This is a genomic window from Sanguibacter sp. Z1732, from assembly GCF_051020515.1.
In the GTDB taxonomy this organism is placed as follows: Bacteria; Actinomycetota; Actinomycetes; order Actinomycetales; family Beutenbergiaceae; genus CALKWS01.
In genome coordinates this window covers 2737590-2756346 of record NZ_CP194857.1, presented here as the reverse complement: position 1 = coordinate 2756346, position 18757 = coordinate 2737590, and the positions used below count along the sequence as shown (strand labels likewise).

Genomic DNA, 18757 nt, shown 5'->3' with positions numbered 1-18757 from the left:
ATGACTCCGCTGTCCGCGACCCAGAACGCCCGCAGCACCGGCGCCGAGGTACCCACCCACGACGATGCCCCCACCGAGCCCCTCGGTGCCGACTTCAAACCACTGGGTAAGAAGCGGCTGATCCTGAAGCGGTTCTTCCGCAACAAGCTCGCCGTCGTCGGGCTGGTCATGCTCGGCCTGATCGGAGCGTTCGCACTCTTCGGCCACCTGCTCACCCCGTGGCACTACACCCAGCAGGACTTCCTCTCCCTCGGCTCCCCGCCCAGCGACGAGCACTGGTTGGGCACCAACTCCGCCGGGGTGGACATGGTCGCCCTGCTCGCCCAGGGCGCGCGGACCTCCCTGATGATCGGCCTGGTCGTGGGACTGCTGACCCCGCTCATGAGTCTGGTCATCGGTTCCGCGATGGCCTACTTCGGCGGCTGGGTGGACCGCGGCTGGATGTGGGTGATCGAGTCCCTCATCATGTTCCCCCAGATCATCCTGATCGGGATCATCATGACCGGCCGCGGCGGTGGACCGGTGCTGCTGGCCTTCATCATGGTGATGTTCGGCTGGATGTCCTCGGCCCGTCTCATCCGCGGGATGGCGCTGTCGTTCGTGGACCGCGAGTTCGTGAAGGCGGCCCGGTTCATGGGCGTCCCCTCGCTGCGGATCGTCTGGCGCCATCTGGCCCCGAACCTGGCCTCCCTGGCCATCATCAATGCCACCACCAGCATCTGGGGCGCGATCCTGGCCGAGATCAGCCTGTCCTTCCTGGGCATCGGGGTCACCGTCCCGGAGACATCCCTGGGGCTGATGATCGCCCAGGCCCGCAACTACCTGTTCTCCCAGCCGTGGATGTTCTGGACTCCGGTGCTGGCGTTCATGCTCATCGTCGGCGCCCTGGCGCTGATCAACGACGGGCTGCGCGATGCGCTCGACCCCGAATCCAAAGCCAGCGGTAGGGCCAAAGCATGAGTACCTTCGCCACCCGATCCGGTGACGCCACGACCCGGCGCACTGACGAGCCCGTGCTGAGCGTGCGGGACCTGAACGTTCGCTTCCCCTCCGAGGCCGGCACCGTGCACGCCGTCCGCGGGGTCAGTTTCGACCTGCACCCGGGACAGGTGCTGGGCATCGTGGGTGAATCCGGCTCCGGCAAGTCGGTCACCTCGATCGATGGCGATCATGGGACTCCTCCCGGACAACGCCAAGGTCGACGGCGAGGTCGTCCTCGCCGGTGAGTCGGTGCTGGGCCTGTCGGACAAGCAGATGAGCAAGCACCGCGGGAACACCATCTCCATGGTGTTCCAGGACCCGCTGTCCTCACTGACCCCGGTGCTGTCGATCGGCCACCAGATCACCGATGCGATCAAGAACCACAACCCGGAGATGTCCAAGGAGGACAGGGAGGCCCGGGCGGTGGAACTGCTCACCAAGGTCGGCATTCCCGACCCCGAGGGGCGGATGACCTCCTTCCCGCACGAGTTCTCCGGCGGGATGCGCCAGCGGGTGATGATCGCGATCGCGATGGCCAACGATCCCGCGGTGATCATCTGCGATGAACCCACCACCGCCCTGGACGTGACCGTGCAGGCCCAGGTACTGGAACTGCTCAAGATCGCCCACCGGGAGACCGGCGCCGCAATCATCATGATCACCCACGACCTCGGTGTGGTGGCCGGCCTGGCCGATGACCTGCTGGTGATGTACGCCGGCCGGGCGGTGGAGGAGGGCAGCACCGAGGAGGTCTTCGCCAATCCCTCGATGCCCTACACGATGGGGCTGATCGCGGCGGTGCCACGACTGGACGTCTCCGCCGAGCACGCCCTGGCCACCATCCCCGGCCGACCGCCGAACCTGGTCGACCCGCCCACCGGTTGCACCTTCGCCCCTCGATGCCCGCTCGCGACCGAGAAGTGCGAGCAGGGCGAGCCGGACCTGCTCCCCATCGAACCCGGTAGCGACCACAGCGCCGCCTGCGTGCGCCTGGAGGAGACGGTGCACGCCGATGCCCAGGAGGTCTACGGAGTCAAACGGATGCCGCGTTCGCAGATCGAGGAACTGCCGCGCTCCGAGCGCGAGGTGGTGCTGGCTGCGGACAACCTGGAGCGCCGTTTCGAACTGCGCAGCCGGATGCTGAAACGGCATCTGGGCACCGTCCGGGCGGTGGACGGTGTCAGTTTCGATGTCCGGGAGGCCGAGTGCTTCTCCATCGTGGGTGAATCCGGGTCGGGTAAGACCACCACGCTGTTGGAGATCATGGAGATGGACCCGGCCGAAGGTGTGCGGCTGGAGATCAACGGCACCGTGATCGAGGGGTCGAAGAGACGCCACCGGGCACCACGCAGCCTGCGGGCCGACATCCAGATGGTCTTCCAGGACCCGGTCGGGGCGCTGTCTCCGCGCCAGACGGTGTACGAGATCCTGGCCGAACCGATGGAAACCCATGGATGGAGGCCGGATCGGATCAAGGCCCGGATCCTGGAGTTGCTCGAGATCGTCGGCCTGCAGCGCGACTACGTCAACCGGTTCCCGAACGCCTTCTCCGGAGGCCAGCGACAACGCCTCGGTATCGCCCGGGCGCTGGCGCTGAATCCCAAGGTGATCGTGCTGGACGAGCCGGTCTCCGCGCTGGATGTGTCCATCCAGGCCGGGGTGATCAACCTGCTGCAGCGACTGAAGTCGGAGTTGGGCCTGTCCTACCTCATGGTGGCTCATGACCTGTCGGTGGTGCGGCACATATCCGATCGGGTCGCGGTGATGTACCTGGGCAGGTTCGTCGAGATCGGCGATGTGGAGACGATCTTCGAACGGCCCCGCCACCCGTACACCCAGGCGTTGCTCTCGGCGATCCCGATTCCGGACCCGCAGGTGGAGAAGAACCGCACCCACCTGGTCCTGGAAGGTGACCTGCCCTCCCCCACCGACGTGCCCGGGGGTTGTCGGTTCCGCCCCCGCTGCCCGCTGTACCAACTACTCCCGGAAGACAAGCAGAGCGCATGCGAACAGACCGAGCCCACCCTGGACCCCATCGATGAACGGGACCAGCGGGTGGCCTGCCACTACCCGCAGGACCTCATCGAAGCAGTGGCTCACGGGCCCAAGGTCAGCGGAAGGGTTTGAGCTCCGGGGGACGGCAGGCAGGAATAACTCATTCTGACAACTTGCGGTCGCGCGGCCCGACGCGACCGACACCACGGAGGCCACTCGGTCTCTACCCATCGCGGGACGAGGGCGCCCGCAAACCCACCAGAAAGTAACGACACATGAGAGAGATGAAACGCAAGCGTCTGCTTGTGCCAGCCGCGCTGCTGACCGCAAGCGCCCTGGTGCTGGCGGGCTGCGGCAACGGCGACGGAAACGGCGGCGGTAGCGGCGGCGGGGACACCGATCCGGCCGAGGGCACTGCGACCTATGACATGGACGCCGTCTATGACATCAACGAACAGCCCCGGGAGAATCTGCAGGAAGGCGGCCAACTGACCATCCCGATGGGTGGGATGGGCCCGAACTGGAACGTCGCGGCTGTCGATGGGTACTTCGGCGCCACCCTGGACATCATGGCCACGATGCACAACATCAGCGCCTGGAAGTCCGACCCGTTGGGTCAGCCAGTTCTGAACACCGACTATTTCCTGGATGTGGAGGAGGAGTTCACCGAGGACGGGACGCAGATCCTGCACTACGAACTCAACCCCGAAGCGGTGTGGAACGACGGCACCCCGATCGACTTCTACACCTACGAGCACACCGTTGCGATGAACACCGATGAGGACTTCGACGCAGTCGCTTCGGCCCTGTTCAACCGCGTGGAAAGCATCGAGATGGGCGAGGACGAGTGGTCCTTCACCGTCACGATGGCTGAGGTGCAGAAGCCGATCACGTCGCTGTTCGCCGCCTACTCCATGGTGCACCCGGAGGTGACGGACGCCGAGGAGTTCAACGAGGGCTTCGTCAACGACCTCAAGCCCGACTATCGGGCCGGGCCGTTCATCCTGGACATCTACGACCGGGCGGCGAACACCGTCTCGGTGGTGCCCAACCCGAACTGGTGGGGCGAGGAGCCGGTACTGGACCGGATCAACTTCGTCCAGTACGAGGCCTCGGCCACGATCCAGGCGTTCCAGAACGAGCAGACCGACGCGGTCCAGATCAACAACTATGACCGCTATTCCGAGGTCACCAACTGGCGTGAGCCCGGCGATGGCTACCAGATCCGCCGCGGCCAGCACATCGGTGACGGTGGCTTCCTCTTCAACGCCGATGCCCGCAACATCGAGGACGTCGAGGTCCGCAAGGCGATCTTCCAGGCGATCGACCGTGAGCAACTCGCCGAGGTCCGCTTCCAGGGCCTGAACTGGGAAGAAGAGATGCCCGGTTCCTGGCTGTTGATGCCGTTCGATCCTCGGTACCAGGACAACTACCCGGTCGAGGACACCGACCCAGCCGGCGCCCGTGAAACCCTGGCCGCGGCCGGGTGGACCGGCGAGGAGGGTGAGATCGTCACCAACGAGGCCGGTGAGCCGCTGACGGTGCAGTTGTCCACCTTCGGTGATGACCCGACCGAGTCCGCTATCGCGCAGTCCTTCCAGACCATGATGCGCGAGGCCGGGATCGATGTGGAGATCTTCAACCGTGGCGCTGGTGAGTTCAGCGAGGCGATGAACACCCAGGACTTCGGAATCGTGATGTCCGGGTACACCAAGGGCGGCGCGGACCCCACCAGCGGTCCCGGGTGGTTCTGGGGCTGTGAGTACACGCCCACCGGCGTGTGCGATGACGACATCGACGAGTGGGTCGCGGCACTGCCGACGATCCTGGACGATGACGAGCGTGCCCTGGAGACCCTTCGGATCGAGCAGGAGGCCATCTCCCGCCACTTCCACTTCCTGATCTACTACAACGGCCCGAACATCTGGGCCTACCGGGACGGGCTGGCCAACTACGGCCCGCGCCTGTTCGAGACCATCGACTGGACCAAGGTCGGCTGGGAGGCCGACGCCGGTCACGACGGCACCGACACTGGTGTGGACGTGGACGAACTCGATGAGGACTCCGAGGTCGATGAGGAGGACGGCTCCTGATCAGGGGGTAATGGTCGAACCGGTACGACCGGTGAGCACCGCAGCCGGGTCACAGTACACACCGTGACCCGCACCGGGCCGGTCCGGACCATTACGGTCCGGGCCGGCCCGGCCCCTTTCCCCTACCGTCTGCAACACCATGGTCAGCCAAAGTTCCCCGCATCCGGAGAAGGATCGATGACTCACACACCCGTACCTGACACACCCAGACCGGGCGCCACCCGCACGTCCGTCCCGGTCGGCGCCGTGGCGATCGATGACCCGTTCTGGTCACCCCGCCAGCATCAGTTGCGCACGACTACGTTGCCCGCCCAGTACGACCACCTGGTCTCCACCGGCCGGCTCGGTGCGTTGTCGCTGACCTGGACCCCGGAGAACGGCGAACCCACCCCGCACCCGTTCTGGGAGAGCGACATCGCCAAATGGATCGAGGCGGCCAGTTACTCCTTGGCCAACCACCCCGATCCGGACCTGGAAGCCAAGGTCGACACCGCCATCGAGGCCCTGGCGGGGGCCCAGCAGGAGGACGGGTACCTCAACGTCTACTTCACCGTGGTCAAGCCCGGTGAGCGATTCACCGACCTACGCGATGCCCACGAGTTGTACTGCGCCGGGCACCTGATCGAGGCCGCGGTGGCCCATCACGAGGCCACCGGCAAGACCACGCTGCTGGACATCATGCGCCGCTACGCCGACCTGCTGGTGCAGGAGTTCGGTTCCGGGGGCCCGCACGAGGGCGGCTACTGCGGTCACGAGGAGGTCGAACTGGCCCTGGTGCGCCTCTACCGGGCCACCGGGGAACGCTCCTACCTGGACCTGGCCCTGGCGTTCCTGGACTCCCGCGGCACCGAACCGCACTACTTCGACATCGAGCAGCAGCGGCGCGCCACCCCGGGGTACTTCGGTTCGATGTTCCCCCAGCGGGATCATCGACGCACCCAGTTCCTGGAGTACAACCAGTCACACGCCCCGGTGCGGGAGCAGACCGAGGCCGTCGGCCACGCGGTGCGCGCGATGTACCTGTACTCCGCCATGGCCGATGTGGCCGCCGAGACCGGTGATGACACCTTGTGGCAGGCCACGGAGCGGCTCTGGCAGCATCTGACCGGCAAGCGCATGTACGTGACCGCCGGCATCGGCGACTCCCGCCACAACGAGGGCTTCAGCCACGACTACGTGCTGCCCAACGACAGCGCCTACGCCGAGACCTGCGCGGCGATCGGCCTGGTCTTCTGGGCCCGGCGGATGGCCACCTACAGCGGCGACGCCCGGTACCTGGAGATTCTGGAGCGGGCGCTGTACAACGGCGCGATCGCCGGGATGAGCGCCGACGGGTTGAAGTACTTCTACGACAACCCGCTCTCCAGCAACGGACACGTAGCCCGCCGGGACTGGTTCGACTGCGCCTGCTGCCCGCCCAACCTGGCCCGCCTGGAGGCCTCCCTGGGCAGTTACGCTTACAGCCTGGGGACCGATGAGGTGGCTGTGGACCTGTACCTCGGCTCCACCCTGACCTGCCGCATCGGCGTGGCGGGCGTGCAGGTCGAACAGCGGGTCAGCGCACCCGTCGGCGGACCGGCCTCCTTCACCATCAGCACCGATGCGGAGGCGACCTGGGACCTGCTGCTGCGCTCTCCGTCCTGGGCCGAGCAGATGACGGTCCGGGTGAACGGGGCGGCGGTCGAGGCCGTGGTCGAGGCCGGCGGCTATGTGCGTCTGCACCGCACCTGGGCCGACGGCGACCGGGTCGAGGTGGACTTCGAGGTGCCCGTGCGGCGTCTGTACGCCTCGGCCAATGTCGGCGCCGCCGCCGGGCGTGCCGCCTTGGCCTATGGCCCGTTCGTCTACTGCGTCGAGGGGTTGGATGTGGGCGTGCCCGCACACGCGATGGTGCTGGGAGAGCAGACCCCGGCCCCCGTCGACGCCGGCGATGGATCCGTCCCCACGTTGACGGGACCGGCGTGGGCCCAGGTTCGTGGCGGGGCCGACGACGAACAGTTGTACTTCACCTCCCCCGCTCCCCGGCAGGAGCAGGAACTACGCGCGGTGCCGTACTACACCTGGAACAACCGCGGCCAGTCCACCATGGCGGTCTGGCTGCAGGAGGGTCCGGCCCAGCGCTGAGCGCCCGGGTCGAGAAGCACCCCCGAACCGAACGAGGCCGGCCCAGCGGGTTTCCCGCTGGGCCGGCCTTTTCGTGTTCGCGCCCGGACGCGCCAGGCAGCCGCGACGTGCTCACTCGAGTGAGTTCCGCCGTCGTCAGTCCTTGGTGGTCTGCTCCCCCAGTGCCGGCAGCACCACACGACGACGGGGCTCGATGTTCCCCGCCCGGTCGGTGGCGGCGTACTCCAGCACCTGCTCGGTGTCGTTCAGGGCCCGCACGAACGCCTCGGAGAAGGTGCCCCAGAACGTACCGGGCCCCTCCCACTGGATCCGCTCGACCCCCGAGACCTCATCGGTGGCGGTGAAAGTGACCTCGACACTGCTGCCCAGTTCGCGCACCTTGACGGTCGACTCCGGGGGCTCGGTGTCGATGCTCAGTTCCCGTTCGTCCCGGTTCTGACGGCCCTGGCCGTCACTGACCCGGGCTCGGACCTGGTGGGCACCACCCTCCTGGTCCAGCGTGAAGGGACCCGTGTAGGGCTGCCAGTCGCCGTCGTCGATCTGGACCTCGATGGTCAGACCGGCCTCGCCGGGCCCCTCCCGGCCGTCCTGGGCATCCAGGTGCACCGCACGCACCACCACCGTGGGGGTTGTGGTGTACCAGCCGGAGGGTGCGGCCTCCTGCTCCACCTCCACGGTGACCACCGGTGGCGCCTGGATCTGTGCCCATCCGGCCGGCAGCAGCCAGACGGTGTCGGAGTCCTGCTCACCGGTCTGCCAGGTGATCGCATCGCCATCACCGGGCTCGGGTCGCACCCGGGCCCGGCGCGGGGTACCCGTGCCGTCCACATCGGCCTGCGCCGCGGTGATGAGCACCCGCCCCGCCTCATCCCGGCCGAGGACGCCCTCGGTACGGGCCTGGCCGACCACGGTGGCCACCTGGGCGAGGAGGGCCTGCCGGTCGACGAAGACCCCCGGCTCCCAGATGGAGTCCAGCACCGTGACTCCGGCCGGCCGCATCCGGTTGGGCACCCCGGTATCGGTGCCGGCGAAGGCGATCGTGGCATCGGCCTGGCGCACGTACATGTGGTACCGGGTGTCCTGGCCGGAGTAGGCCGGCTCCCACGTCATCCCGGCGTAGGTGATGGTGCCCTCGGCGTCCAGCTGCGCCAGCAGGTCCGACGCCGGAGCCTCGGTCCGCAGGCTGCCGTCCAGCAGGCGGTTGCCCGCCAGGGGCAGCGGCACCTGGGTGGTCTCCTCGGACCGGGCGAGCAGCACGGTGGGGCCCAGTTCCAGGCTGTGCACGCTCGGGTCGTCGATCGTGGGGACCGACCGCAGGGTGAGCGGCACCTGCACGGAGATGTCGTCGCCGTCGTGCCACCGGCGCTGCAGGCTCAGGTACTCCCCCGCCCGGGCGGACTCCTCCACCACGGCGCCGTTGACCGACACCTGCACCGGACCGCCGACCGCGTCGGGGATCCGCACGTGCACGGTCAGTCCTCGCTGTCGGCCCCACCGGCCGGTGCGTCGAAGTGGATCTGCACAGAACCGTGCAGCGGGTACTGTCCCTGCACCGCCACGTTCAGCACGGCCGACTCATCGGCGCCGACCCGGTTCAGAGCGGCTGGGAACAGGTGGTTGATCCACAACTGCCCCGGTGCCCGGTGGAACAACCCCTCGCCGTACTTGACGTGGTTCTCCAGGCCGGTGCCACCGCAGCAGGTGCCGATGTTGTTGAACTCCCGCTTCGCCCCGGGGTGCACCGGGAACATGTAGGTGACCTCGGGTGAGACGTCGGAGTCCTCGGCCTTGCGAGATCCGAGAATCTGGTTCAGGACCGTGCGCTCGGCGTAGTTGATGTACTTCGGATCGAGCGTGTGAGCGAACAGGAGCCGGGCGATCTTGAGCAGGTTGTAGGCCGCGCATGTCTCCGCGTTGCGGTTGCCGATGTCCCCGGCCACGGTGTTGGCCGGGCCCCACAGTTCGCTCTCCCCGGTGCCCCCGTGGGCGTACATGCGCCCGGGCACGATCGAATCGAAGATCCCGGCCGCGGCGTCGAGGTAGCGGCGCTGCCCGGTCAACTCGTACTCGTGGACGTACCCGACCAACTGCGGCAGGTGCTGGTTGGCGTGCATGCCGTCGAGGATGTCGGTGCCGCTCGAGCCGGCCTCGAGCAGGTTCTCCTGGTCGAAGAACTGAGCCGTGGCCAGGAACTCCTCATCCTGCGCCGCCACTGCCAGGCGGGCCAGGGTCTCATTCATCCCGCCGTACTCACCGGCGATGTACAGCGACCACATCTTCTGGATCTGTGCCGGGTCCAGCCTGGACAACCGAGCGTGCACCCACTTGCCCATCGCCGTCACGATCCGCAGGGCCTGGAGGTTGCCGGCCAACTCGTAGGCGTCCAACAACCCGGCCATGATCTTGTGAGTGGTGTAGTAGGGGGCCCAGATCTCGCCGTAGGGGGCATAGCCCTCCAGGCGGGAGAACTGCCACTCCCCATAGGCCGCCAGGAAACCGGGATGGGAGTACCGGCCGGTTGCGGCGAGGGCGTCCTGGACCTGCCCGAGGCCCTCGACGAACTCGCTGACCTTGGCCCGCAGTTCTTGCTCACCGGTGCTGGCATAGGCCATCGACAGCATCGAGAGGAAGTGCCCGGCGTAGTGTCCGCGCAGCAGGTTGGCTGTCTGGGCCTTCTCCCGGCCCGGGTAGTCGCTCTCGCTCCAGGGCTGCTCGTTCGGGTGGCCGTGGTCCTCCCAGTTGCCCGGCGGCTGAGCGCCGTGGGTGTCCAGGCCGGCGTTGGTGCGGAACACCGCGAGCAGGCGATCCAGCGGGTAGGTGCGGGCCAGATGGAGCATCCGGTCACGGCTGGCGGCGAACACGCTGTTGTCGGCCAGGACCACATCGGAAATCGGATAGGGGCGGGCAAGCGGGCCGACCGTAGGCACAGCGCGATCTTGGGTCTGGGTCACGTCGTCTCCAGGTTGGGTGGGTGTCAGGCGGAGGGCATGTGCTGGCGGGTCCACTGCTCGACGCCCGCGGCATCGATGGGCAGGGCCTCGGACAGCACCTCGGCGCCGGCGTCGGTGACCAGCAGGTCATCCTCCAGCCGCACGCCGATGCCACGCAGTTCCGGTGGTACGGACAGGTCGTTGGTGTGGAAGTACAGGCCCGGCTCCACGGTCATCACCACGCCGGGCTGCAGGTCGGCGCCCATGTAGTCCTCCCACTCGGCCTTGGAGCAGTCGTGCACATCCAGGCCCAGGTGGTGCCCGACGCCACAGACGATGTAGCGCCGGTGCTGCTGGCCCGCCGGGGACAGTGCCTCATCGACCGAGACGGGCAGCAGGCCCCAGTCGTGCAGGCCCTGGGCCAGCACCTCCATGGCGGCGAAGTGGAAGTCCAGGTAGTTCACCCCGGGGCGGACGTGGCTCATCGCGATCCGGTGGGACTTCTCCACCAGGTCATGCACCTGGCGCTGGGCGGGGCTGAAGAAGTGCCCGAGGCCGGCAGGGTGCGGGTGACGTCGGCGGTGTAGAGGCTGCGGGCCTCCACCCCCATGTCCAGGAGCAGCGTCCCGTCGGGGAGGATGGGGCCGTCGCACCGGGTCCAGTGCAGCACCGGTGCGTTGGGTCCCGAACCCACGATCGTGGAGTAGCCCGGGCCGTTGCCGTGCGTCCGGGCATGCCGGTCGAAGGTGCCCTGCAGCCAGCGCTCCCCCAGGCCCTCGTCGATGGCACGGGGAATCTCACCGGCCACGGCGGCGAAGCCGCCCACGCTGGCGTCCACGGCGTGGCGCAACTGGGCGATCTCCCAGTCGTCCTTGATCATCCGCAGCTGGGCCAGCGCACGGCCCAGTTCGGCCGAGACCTCCATCGAGTGGCTCCGGCGCAGGGTCTCGGGCACCACCGCGGTGGCCAGCACCGGACCATTGGTGGAGGCGATGGTCCCGGAGGTGTCCAGTTCGGCGACGTCCCGGACGGCCACGTCCAGAGCCTGGGACCACTCGGTCAGCCCTGGGGAGGCGCCGACCCAGAGTTCACCGTGCATCGCGTTGCCGAAGAAGCCGTCCTCGCCCGGCCGGAACGGCGGCGGAAGGTAGACGGTGGTCTCATGGCCGCCGCTGACCGGAGTCATCACCACCACGGCGCCCTCCACCTGCACCCCGGTGAGCCAGACGAAGTCACTGTCGGCGCGGAAGCCGTAGGCGCAGTCGTCGTTACGGATCGGCGCGGTGCCGGCTGCGGCCACGATGGTGCGGCCGGGCAGAGCGGCACTGAGCCGACGACGGTGGGCCGCCGCCGCAGGCGCGGTTCCCTCGGGCAGGTCCACCGGAATGGGCTGGGAGCCCCAGTGCTGGGCGATGTAGTCGGTGAAGGCCGGGATCTGGTGCAACCGCGGGGGGCGGGTGCCGGCGTATGGGGGCTTGGTGGCGGGGCCGGCCTGGTGGGCAGTGTGCGTCATCGCGCTTCGTTTCCTGTCTGTTCTCCGCCGCGGTCACGGACCAGTTCGCGCAACCGCGCGAAGGTCCGTTCGGCGCCGATGCCGTCGTGTTCGAACTCGTTGGTGACCCAGTATTGGGAATTGCCCAGCCCGGACAGGGTGTCCAGTTGCAGGTGGGCGTCGACGTACATGTCGTCGTAGTAGACCGCCGCGGCCACCGGGACCTCGTTGGCGGCCAAGGCGTCCAGGTCGTACAACCGGGACCAGTTCTGGCGGTGGGCCAGTTCGTTCACCGCCGGGGCGAAGCCGCGCAGCAGCCGTACCTCCCCGAACATCCACGGGAAGGCCATCTCGCCGGTGAACAGCAAGGGGCGGCGGTCTTCGGCGAACTCCGGGCGACGGTCGCGTTCGGCCTGGGCAGCCCACGCGGTGGGGCCCGAGCCGACGTCGCCGTAGATGGACTCCTGCAGCGTCCAGAACAGCGGGTTGCCGGCGGAGGAGGTGCGGGCCTGGACCTGCTCCAGGAAGCCGGTGGACAGCCGGCCCGGTCGCACGAACGCCCCCTCGAGCAGCCAGTGCATCCGCTCGAAGCCGGGTTTCATCCCGAAGTCGATGCCCAGGGACTGGAACCTACGCACGGTGAGCCGGTCGCCGTCGGGCAATCGCACGTCGTTGGATTGGAGGTGGTCGGCGATCGCGGCCACGATGTCGGCGTCGGCCGGGTAGCGACGGTAGAACTCGGCGGTCTTGTCCTGCACCCGGGTGAAGGTGCGGCGGTAGACGTCGGCGGCCGCCGGCGGCGTCCCCGGGACCCCACCGTGGATGTAGCAGGCACTCAGGGCCCGTGGGGCGACGGAGAGGTAGGTCAACGTGATCCAACCGCCGAAACTCTGGGCGATGGTGGCCCACTTGCGACCCTCGTACAGGGTGGTACGCACGTGTTCCAGGTCCCGCACGATCGAGTCGGCGCGGAACTTGGCCAGGTAGTCAGCCCCCGCTGCGGCGTCGCCACGGGCCTGCACGTCGGAGGCCTCGATCGGTGTGCTGCGACCGGGCCGCGCTGGTCCACCAGCACGACCCGGTAGTTCGCCAGCGCCTCGGCCAGCCAGCCGCCGGAGCCGGTCAGCGGGCGTGGGTTCGCCCCGCCGGGGCCACCCTGGAGGTAGGTGATCAGGGGCAGGTCGGCGTCACGCCGGCCCGGGTCGATGAGTTCGCGGACGAAGACCTCGATGGTCTCCCCACTCGGTTCGTCCCAGTCCAGGGGGACCTCGATCGTTCGTTCACTCACCCACATGCCGGGCATGGAGTAGGTCCAGGGTTCGGCTCGAGTCACGCAGCATTCCTCCGTTAGAAAACCTCGATGGTATGTACCATTTCACACCGCCTGGACCGTCGTCCACCGGGCTCGCCCCGGTGCGCACCTCGCACCCAGCGGGGCCGGCCTGGGGCGCGCACCTCGCGCCCATCGGGACCCGCCCTCGCGCCAACCGGGGCTACCCCTGGCAAGCCACCGGACTCCAGGGCTCGCCCTGGCGCCCCACTCCAGGTGACACCGGTCGATCGCCCGCGAGACAGGGGGTGCGCGACCGGAGCCACCGCACCCCACCCGTCTCAGCGCTCGGGGGTGCTGGGGTGAGCGGCTCCGGGTGGTCGGACGAGTGCTCGGGTTGGTGGGGCGCGGGGGTCAGTGGGCGGGGCGTGGGACCAGGTCGACCGCTTGCATCTGGGCGCGCACCGCCAGTTCGGCGGCCTTGAAGGCGTGCTCCTGGGTCATCGCGTTCTCGGTGCGCGCCAGACAGTCCCGGATCAGTTCACCGAAGTAGGGGTAACCCACCTTGCCGTGCACATTGAAATGGGTCTCCTCCTGCCCATTGGCCAGGTACACATGCCCCGGACCATCGGAGGTGGTGATGTTCATGTACTTACGCTGCTCGATGAACCCCTCGGTCCCGAGGATGAAACTACGCCCATCACCCCACCCCTGCAGACCATCGGGGGTGAACCAATCACACCGGAAGTACCCACTGGCCCCGGTATCGGTCACCAGCATCGCATCACCGAAGTCATCCAACTCCGGGTAATCGGGGTTGTGGTAATTCGCGATCTGGGACCGCACCACCTCGGCATCGGTCGAGCCGGTGTAATGCAGGATCTGCTCGATCTGATGCGACCCGATGTCACACAAGATCCCCCCGTACCGCTCCCGCTGGAAGAACCACTCCGGACGCCCCGCGGCACCGAGACGGTGCGGGCCCATCCCGATCACCTGGACCACCTTGCCGATCGCACCGGCCTCGATCAACTGACCGGCGAACACCGAAGCCTCCACATGCAGACGCTCGGAGTAATACACCGCATACTTACGCCCGGTCGCCGCCACCGCCTCCTTCGCCGCAGCCAACTGCTCCAACGTCGTCAGCGGCGCCTTATCGGTGAAGTAATCCTTCCCCGCATTCATCACCCGAATCCCCAACGCCGCCCTATCCGCAGTCACCGCAGCCCCGGCCACCAGATGCACCTGATCATCCTCAAGGACCTCGGCCTCACTACGCGCACGCGCACCTGCGGGAAGTTCTGCCTGAACGCCGCAACCTTGGCCGGGTCAGGGTCATACACCCACTTCAACTGCGCCCCAGCACCGATCAACCCCTGGCACATCCCCCCGATATGACCATGATCCAACCCGATCGCGGCGAACACGAACTCACCAGGCCCCACCACCGGCGCCGGCATCGGATCAGGGGCGTAGTTGGCGCCATCAGTTGCGCTCATCATCTTCCTTCCATCAAGGGCGAATCACAATTACTCTCGGGCGTCGGGCGGGCCGTCGGGGACCGTGGCTGCATCGCGGACGTGCGGGCTGGGTGTCGCGGACGGTGTTCGCGAGATCCGGCGAACCCTCCATTGCGATTGACACTCCTCGACTCCTCCAGCGGACCACATCCCTGGTACGGACCGTGTGCGGGCCGGCCGCGCCGGCCGCGCATCGGTCCTGCGGCGTACCCGAGCCTAGTGCGTCGCCGTCCACGGTGGCAGCGGGAGACGTTGTATCGTGCCCGCACGTGTGGCGGGGTGGGGAAAACCCTCCCCTGGATTGACCGGCCAGCACCGTAGAAGCCACCACCGGGCGCCCGTAGCGTTCAGGGTGTGAAAACCAAACTCATCACCACCTGGTCACGGGCAGTGGACCTGTTCCTGGACTTCATCGTCGGAACGTTCTGGGTGACGCTGTTCCTTGCCCTGATCGCCACAGGTATTCCGCTGATCCTGCTGGCAGGCCTCGGCGTGCTGCTCCTCCTCGGTACCGCCGCTCTGACCCGGGTGAGCGGCTCTGCTGAGCGGCACCGCGCGATGGCCCTGCACAACGTGGCCATCGAGGCACCCCACCGCCGCCGCACCACTCGCACCGACTGGCTCCGCCCCTTCGCCCAGGGCCTGACCGACATGACCGATCCGGTCACCTGGCGAACGCTCGCCCACCACCTGATCACGATGCTGGTGGGCAGCGGCATGCTCCTCATCCTCGCCGGCGGCATCGGCCTGCTGGAGTGGCTCACCCTGTCCGCGAACGCCGGCACCGTCTCCTGGGCGATGCCGGTGGCAGCCGGACTGGCCGCGTTGCTGCTCCTGGTGCTGTACGTCGCCTACATCGGCCGGCTGGACGAGGCCGCCTCGGTGGCCCTGCTGGGTCCGAGCCGCTCGGCGGCGCTGGCCGGGCAGGTCAACCAGTTGGCGCAGGCGCGCAAGGGCGCGGTCAGTGCGGCCGACACCGAGCGACGCCGCTTCGAACGCGACCTGCACGACGGCGTTCAGCCGCGGCTGGTCTCCACCGCAATGACCCTGGGCATGGCCAAGCACCGGTTCGACGAGGACCCGCAGGGAGCCCGCCAACTGCTGGATGAGGCCCATGAGGAGATCAAGGAGTCGATCACCGAACTACGCCATCTCGCCCGCGGCATGCACCCGGCGGTCCTGACCGATCGTGGCCTCGATGCGGCACTGTCCGCGGTGGCCTCCCGCAGCCCGGTCCCGGTGCGCCTGGAGGTGAACCTGCCGGTCGCCTCGATGGCGAGACCGAGGCGGTGTTGTACTTCGTGGTCGCCGAGGCCCTGACCAACGTCGCCAAACACTCCGGCGCCACCAGCGCACAGGTGCAGGTCAACCGGCGCGATGGCGCAGTCTGCGGGCGGATCACCGACAACGGGCGCGGATCGGCCTACGTCACACCCGGTGGGGGCTTGAGTGGCATCGGCGACCGGGTCCGTTCCGCCGGCGGCACGTTCACCCTGACCAGCCCCGAGGGCGGTCCAACCGAGATCGAGGTACTGGTGCCATGCGAATCGTGATTGCCGAGGACGCCGTTCTGCTGCGCGCCGGACTGGAGCGCCTGCTCAGCGACGCCGACCATGAGGTGGTGGCCACCGTGAGCACCGCCAACGAACTGCTCCGCGCTGTGGACACCCATAGCCCTGACCTGGCCGTGGTGGATGTGCGCATGCCCCCGACGTTCACCGACGAGGGCATCCGGGCCGCGGTGCTGATCCGGTCCCAGAACCCCGACACGTGCGTGCTGGTGCTGTCCCAGTACGTCGAGGAACGCTACGCCGCCGAACTCATCGCCAGTGACACCGCCGGCCTGGGCTACCTGCTCAAGGACCGGGTGGCCGATGTGACGGACTTCCTGGATGCGGTCGCCACCGTGGGAGCCGGTGGCACGGCCCTGGACCCGGAGGTGGTGGCCCAGATCCTGGTGCGCTCGCGCCGGGTGGACGAGCTCACGGCCCTGACTGCCAGGGAGCGCGAGGTGCTGGCCGCGATGGCCGCCGGCGCCGCCAACCGCACCATCGCGAAGCAACTGCACATCACCGATGGTGCGGTGGAGAAGCACATCTCCTCGATCTTCACGAAGTTGAGCCTGTCGAGCGAGGCCACCGGCAATCGGCGGGTGCTTGCGGTGCTGCGATACCTCCGGCACGAGAACGGAGGGACATGACGCCGGGGCCCCGAAACCCAGGGCCGCGCACACCCCCGCATGTAGCCGGCCAATCGCACGCCGCGCCGGCGCAGATACCCCCGCACGTAGCCGGCGAACGCGTCGTCGGCACACCGCCACTCCGACCGACCTTTCCTGAGGACCCACGATGACCGCCACCGCAACGCCCCAGCCCACCTCTCCCCCGCCGTCAGGCACCCCGCACGCGCGGCCCAACAGCGCCCTTCGCGCCGCCCTGCTCCTGATCGGCACGGTGCTGCTGATCGGCCTCCTGGTCCCCACCGGGGTGCGGCTGGTCGCACTGGCCACGCACGAGAACCAGAGCGGCCTGCACCAGGTCACCGAAGAGGTGGACAGCGTGTCACTGCGCACCGTCGCCACCGACGTGCAGGTGCGGTACGCCGATGTGGATCAGGTGGAGTTCGAGTTCACCCAGAACAACCCCGACCTGATCCTGCGGCACAGCGTGCGGGCCGGAGAGCTCTCGATCGTGGTGGAACGGCCTGGCCGGGGCCTGGGCATCCTCACCCCGTCACTGTCCTCCCGCCGGGGGGCCAACGTGGAGGTCACCTTGCCGCGCACCTCGGCCGGAGCGGACCTGGACCTGCGCACCACGGCCGGGGACGGGCAGATCGAGGGGGACTTCGGTGGCGTCTCGGTGAACTCCACCGCCGCCGACATGCACCTGACCGGAAGTGCTGGTTCCCTCCAGGTGGACGGCACCGCCTCCGACGTCATCGCCCGTGACCTGGCCGTCTCCGGCCCGGTCCGGATCGACATGACCGCAGGGATGGTGAGCTTCCACGGCACCGAACTGCCCTCCTCGATCAATGTGGGCACCACGGCCACCGACGTGTTGTTCGAACTGCCCGCCGGTGAGTACGAGATCCGCACCAGCACCACCGCTTCGACCCTGACGCAGGGTCTGTCCAGCACCGTCGGCGCCGAGCGGATCTACGATTTCCGCAGCACCGCGGGCGACCTGCACCTGCGCGAACGCCCCTGAGCACGGCCCCGGCCGCCTACGGCTCCCCGGTGCCTCAACGCCCCGGCGCACGGCGTCGGCCGGCTTCGGCTCCAGGGCGAGCCTCGTGGCCGAGGGCGAGTGGCCGAACACTCGCCTTCGGCTACAGGGGTCGCTCTCGGCGGCACTGGACCGGGCGGGCTCGGCGGCACTGGACCGGGCGGGCTCGGCGGCACTGGACCGGGTGGGCTCGGAACCATCCGCAGCGTGCTGAACCGCTGTCTCGCCGACAGCGTGCTGAACCGCTGTGCCGCCGTCGCGCGTGCGTCGCGGGGGCGGTTCGCGTTCAGGTGTGCGGCGGGGCCGCCCACCGCTGACCTGGGAACGCAGGATCGTATATGATGCTGGGTGCCGGCACGGCCGGCGCACGAGCAGCGCCAGGCGCGCGAGCAGAGGCCGGCACCAACGGAGGGAGCGCAGTGACCAGACTCGTCGCGGTCTCCAAGTCCGAGATGGTCTACCAACGGGTACGCGACCGGATCCTCACCGGCACCTACGGCGCGGGATACCGGCTGGTGCTGGACAAACTCGCTCGAGAGTTCGAGGTCAGCCCCGTCCCGGTCCGTGAGGCGATCCGTCGCCTGGAGGCCGAGGGGCTGGTCACCTTCACCCGCAACGTGGGTGCCGAGGTCAGCGGAGTCAACGAGCGCGATTACACCGACGCCATGCAGACTCTGGCCTACCTCGAGGGCGCGGCCACCGCCCTGGCTGCGCCCGCCCTGAGCGCCGAGCAGGTCGCCGAGGCAACCGAGGTCAACGAGCAGATGCGCCGTCTGCACCACGGGGACTTCGACCCGGTGCGCTTCACCGCACTGAACGAACGCTTCCACCGGGTGCTCTGCGGGGTCTGCCCGAACCAGCGCCTGCTGGACCTGGTGGACCGGGAGTGGCAGCGGATGGCGATGATCCGCCGCTCCAGTTTCATCCGGCTGTCCTCGCGCCCGGCGGTCTCGATCGCCGAGCACGACGATCTGCTCCACCTGATCCGCACCAAGGCGCCGGCGGGCGAGGTGGAGCACGCCGCGCGCGCCCCCACAAGCTGCGCACCATGGAGGAGTTCCTGGCCGGCCGGCACGGCGGCACCTGACAGCGCACCGTAGGGACCGCCCAGCACAGCGAAGGACG

The 18757-nt window shown here is 68.4% G+C and carries 15 protein-coding genes and 1 pseudogene; 9 read left to right on the top strand and 7 right to left on the bottom strand.

Features of this window, described 5'->3' with window-relative positions; translation table 11 throughout:
- The 4 genes and pseudogenes from ACRRRO_RS14530 to ACRRRO_RS14515 all read left to right on the top strand — a co-directional run bounded on the left by ACRRRO_RS14530 (window position 1) and on the right by ACRRRO_RS14515 (window position 7193).
- Window positions 1-960 (top strand): ABC transporter permease, encoded by a 960-nt coding sequence (locus ACRRRO_RS14530; protein ID WP_434080470.1) that lies wholly within the window; start codon window positions 1-3, stop codon window positions 958-960.
- Window positions 957-3108: pseudogene (locus ACRRRO_RS14525) on the top strand (dipeptide ABC transporter ATP-binding protein). Before ACRRRO_RS14530 ends, ACRRRO_RS14525 begins: the two are co-directional and overlap by 4 nt.
- A 152-nt stretch (window positions 3109-3260) precedes the next feature.
- Window positions 3261-5069 carry an ABC transporter family substrate-binding protein gene (locus ACRRRO_RS14520; RefSeq protein WP_434080469.1) on the top strand — a complete coding sequence of 603 codons (1809 nt, stop codon included), beginning with the start codon at window positions 3261-3263 and terminating at the stop codon, window positions 5067-5069.
- Window positions 5070-5246: 177 nt separating this feature from the next.
- Window positions 5247-7193 (top strand): glycoside hydrolase family 127 protein, encoded by a 1947-nt coding sequence (locus ACRRRO_RS14515; RefSeq protein WP_424796892.1) that lies wholly within the window; start codon window positions 5247-5249, stop codon window positions 7191-7193.
- A 135-nt stretch (window positions 7194-7328) separates the two neighbouring features.
- Here ACRRRO_RS14515 and ACRRRO_RS14510 read toward each other — a convergent pair whose 3' ends face one another.
- From ACRRRO_RS14510 to ACRRRO_RS14480, 7 genes are all read right to left on the bottom strand, one after another.
- Window positions 7329-8663, bottom strand: a complete 1335-nt coding sequence (locus tag ACRRRO_RS14510; RefSeq protein ID WP_434080468.1) for a hypothetical protein — start codon at window positions 8661-8663, stop codon at window positions 7329-7331.
- A gap of 2 nt (window positions 8664-8665) precedes the next feature.
- On the bottom strand, window positions 8666-10120 hold the full coding sequence (locus tag ACRRRO_RS14505; protein WP_434080467.1) for a beta-L-arabinofuranosidase domain-containing protein: 1455 nt from the start codon (window positions 10118-10120) through the stop codon (window positions 8666-8668).
- Between the two features lie 47 nt (window positions 10121-10167).
- Complete coding sequence (locus ACRRRO_RS14500; protein ID WP_434080466.1) at window positions 10168-10632, bottom strand: M24 family metallopeptidase; 465 nt, start codon at window positions 10630-10632, stop codon at window positions 10168-10170.
- Complete coding sequence (locus ACRRRO_RS14495; protein ID WP_434080465.1) at window positions 10605-11636, bottom strand: aminopeptidase P N-terminal domain-containing protein; 1032 nt, start codon at window positions 11634-11636, stop codon at window positions 10605-10607. The genes ACRRRO_RS14500 and ACRRRO_RS14495 overlap by 28 nt, the downstream gene beginning before the upstream one ends.
- A complete protein-coding gene (locus ACRRRO_RS14490) occupies window positions 11633-12637 on the bottom strand; it encodes an alpha/beta fold hydrolase (RefSeq protein WP_434080464.1) in 1005 nt (334 codons plus the stop codon). The genes ACRRRO_RS14495 and ACRRRO_RS14490 overlap by 4 nt, the downstream gene beginning before the upstream one ends.
- Before the next feature lie 662 nt (window positions 12638-13299).
- Window positions 13300-14073, bottom strand: a complete 774-nt coding sequence (locus ACRRRO_RS14485; RefSeq protein ID WP_434080463.1) for a Gfo/Idh/MocA family protein — start codon at window positions 14071-14073, stop codon at window positions 13300-13302.
- Window positions 14074-14105: 32 nt separating this feature from the next.
- On the bottom strand, window positions 14106-14387 hold the full coding sequence (locus tag ACRRRO_RS14480; protein ID WP_434080462.1) for a hypothetical protein: 282 nt from the start codon (window positions 14385-14387) through the stop codon (window positions 14106-14108).
- A 375-nt stretch (window positions 14388-14762) separates the two neighbouring features.
- Between ACRRRO_RS14480 and ACRRRO_RS14475 the strand changes: the two genes are divergently transcribed.
- From ACRRRO_RS14475 to ACRRRO_RS14455, 5 genes are all read left to right on the top strand, one after another.
- The gene (locus ACRRRO_RS14475; protein WP_434080461.1) at window positions 14763-15728 is read left to right on the top strand and encodes a sensor histidine kinase; all 966 of its coding nucleotides are present in this window, start codon (window positions 14763-14765) and stop codon (window positions 15726-15728) included.
- Complete coding sequence (locus ACRRRO_RS14470) at window positions 15698-15961, top strand: sensor histidine kinase (protein ID WP_434080460.1); 264 nt, start codon at window positions 15698-15700, stop codon at window positions 15959-15961. The genes ACRRRO_RS14475 and ACRRRO_RS14470 overlap by 31 nt, the downstream gene beginning before the upstream one ends.
- The gene (locus ACRRRO_RS14465) at window positions 15949-16608 is read left to right on the top strand and encodes a response regulator (protein WP_424787686.1); all 660 of its coding nucleotides are present in this window, start codon (window positions 15949-15951) and stop codon (window positions 16606-16608) included. The genes ACRRRO_RS14470 and ACRRRO_RS14465 overlap by 13 nt, the downstream gene beginning before the upstream one ends.
- A gap of 148 nt (window positions 16609-16756) precedes the next feature.
- Window positions 16757-17614 (top strand): hypothetical protein, encoded by an 858-nt coding sequence (locus ACRRRO_RS14460; RefSeq protein WP_424787685.1) that lies wholly within the window; start codon window positions 16757-16759, stop codon window positions 17612-17614.
- Window positions 17615-18051: 437 nt separating this feature from the next.
- Window positions 18052-18732, top strand: a complete 681-nt coding sequence (locus tag ACRRRO_RS14455; protein ID WP_434080459.1) for a GntR family transcriptional regulator — start codon at window positions 18052-18054, stop codon at window positions 18730-18732.
- The last annotated feature ends 25 nt before the right edge of the window (window positions 18733-18757 follow it).

Excerpts from the sequence above, each read along its gene's own strand:
- ACRRRO_RS14495 (WP_434080465.1), bottom strand. The coding sequence starts at position 11,636 with ATGACGCACACTGCCCACCAGGCCGGCCCCGCCACCAAGCCCCCATAC.
- ACRRRO_RS14465 (WP_424787686.1), top strand. The coding sequence starts at position 15,949 with ATGCGAATCGTGATTGCCGAGGACGCCGTTCTGCTGCGCGCCGGACTG.
- ACRRRO_RS14480 (WP_434080462.1), bottom strand. The coding sequence starts at position 14,387 with ATGAGCGCAACTGATGGCGCCAACTACGCCCCTGATCCGATGCCGGCG.
- ACRRRO_RS14460 (WP_424787685.1), top strand. The coding sequence starts at position 16,757 with ATGACCGCCACCGCAACGCCCCAGCCCACCTCTCCCCCGCCGTCAGGC.
- ACRRRO_RS14515 (WP_424796892.1), top strand. The coding sequence starts at position 5,247 with ATGACTCACACACCCGTACCTGACACACCCAGACCGGGCGCCACCCGC.
- ACRRRO_RS14530 (WP_434080470.1), top strand. The coding sequence starts at position 1 with ATGACTCCGCTGTCCGCGACCCAGAACGCCCGCAGCACCGGCGCCGAG.
- ACRRRO_RS14485 (WP_434080463.1), bottom strand. The coding sequence starts at position 14,073 with ATGAATGCGGGGAAGGATTACTTCACCGATAAGGCGCCGCTGACGACG.
- ACRRRO_RS14520 (WP_434080469.1), top strand. The coding sequence starts at position 3,261 with ATGAAACGCAAGCGTCTGCTTGTGCCAGCCGCGCTGCTGACCGCAAGC.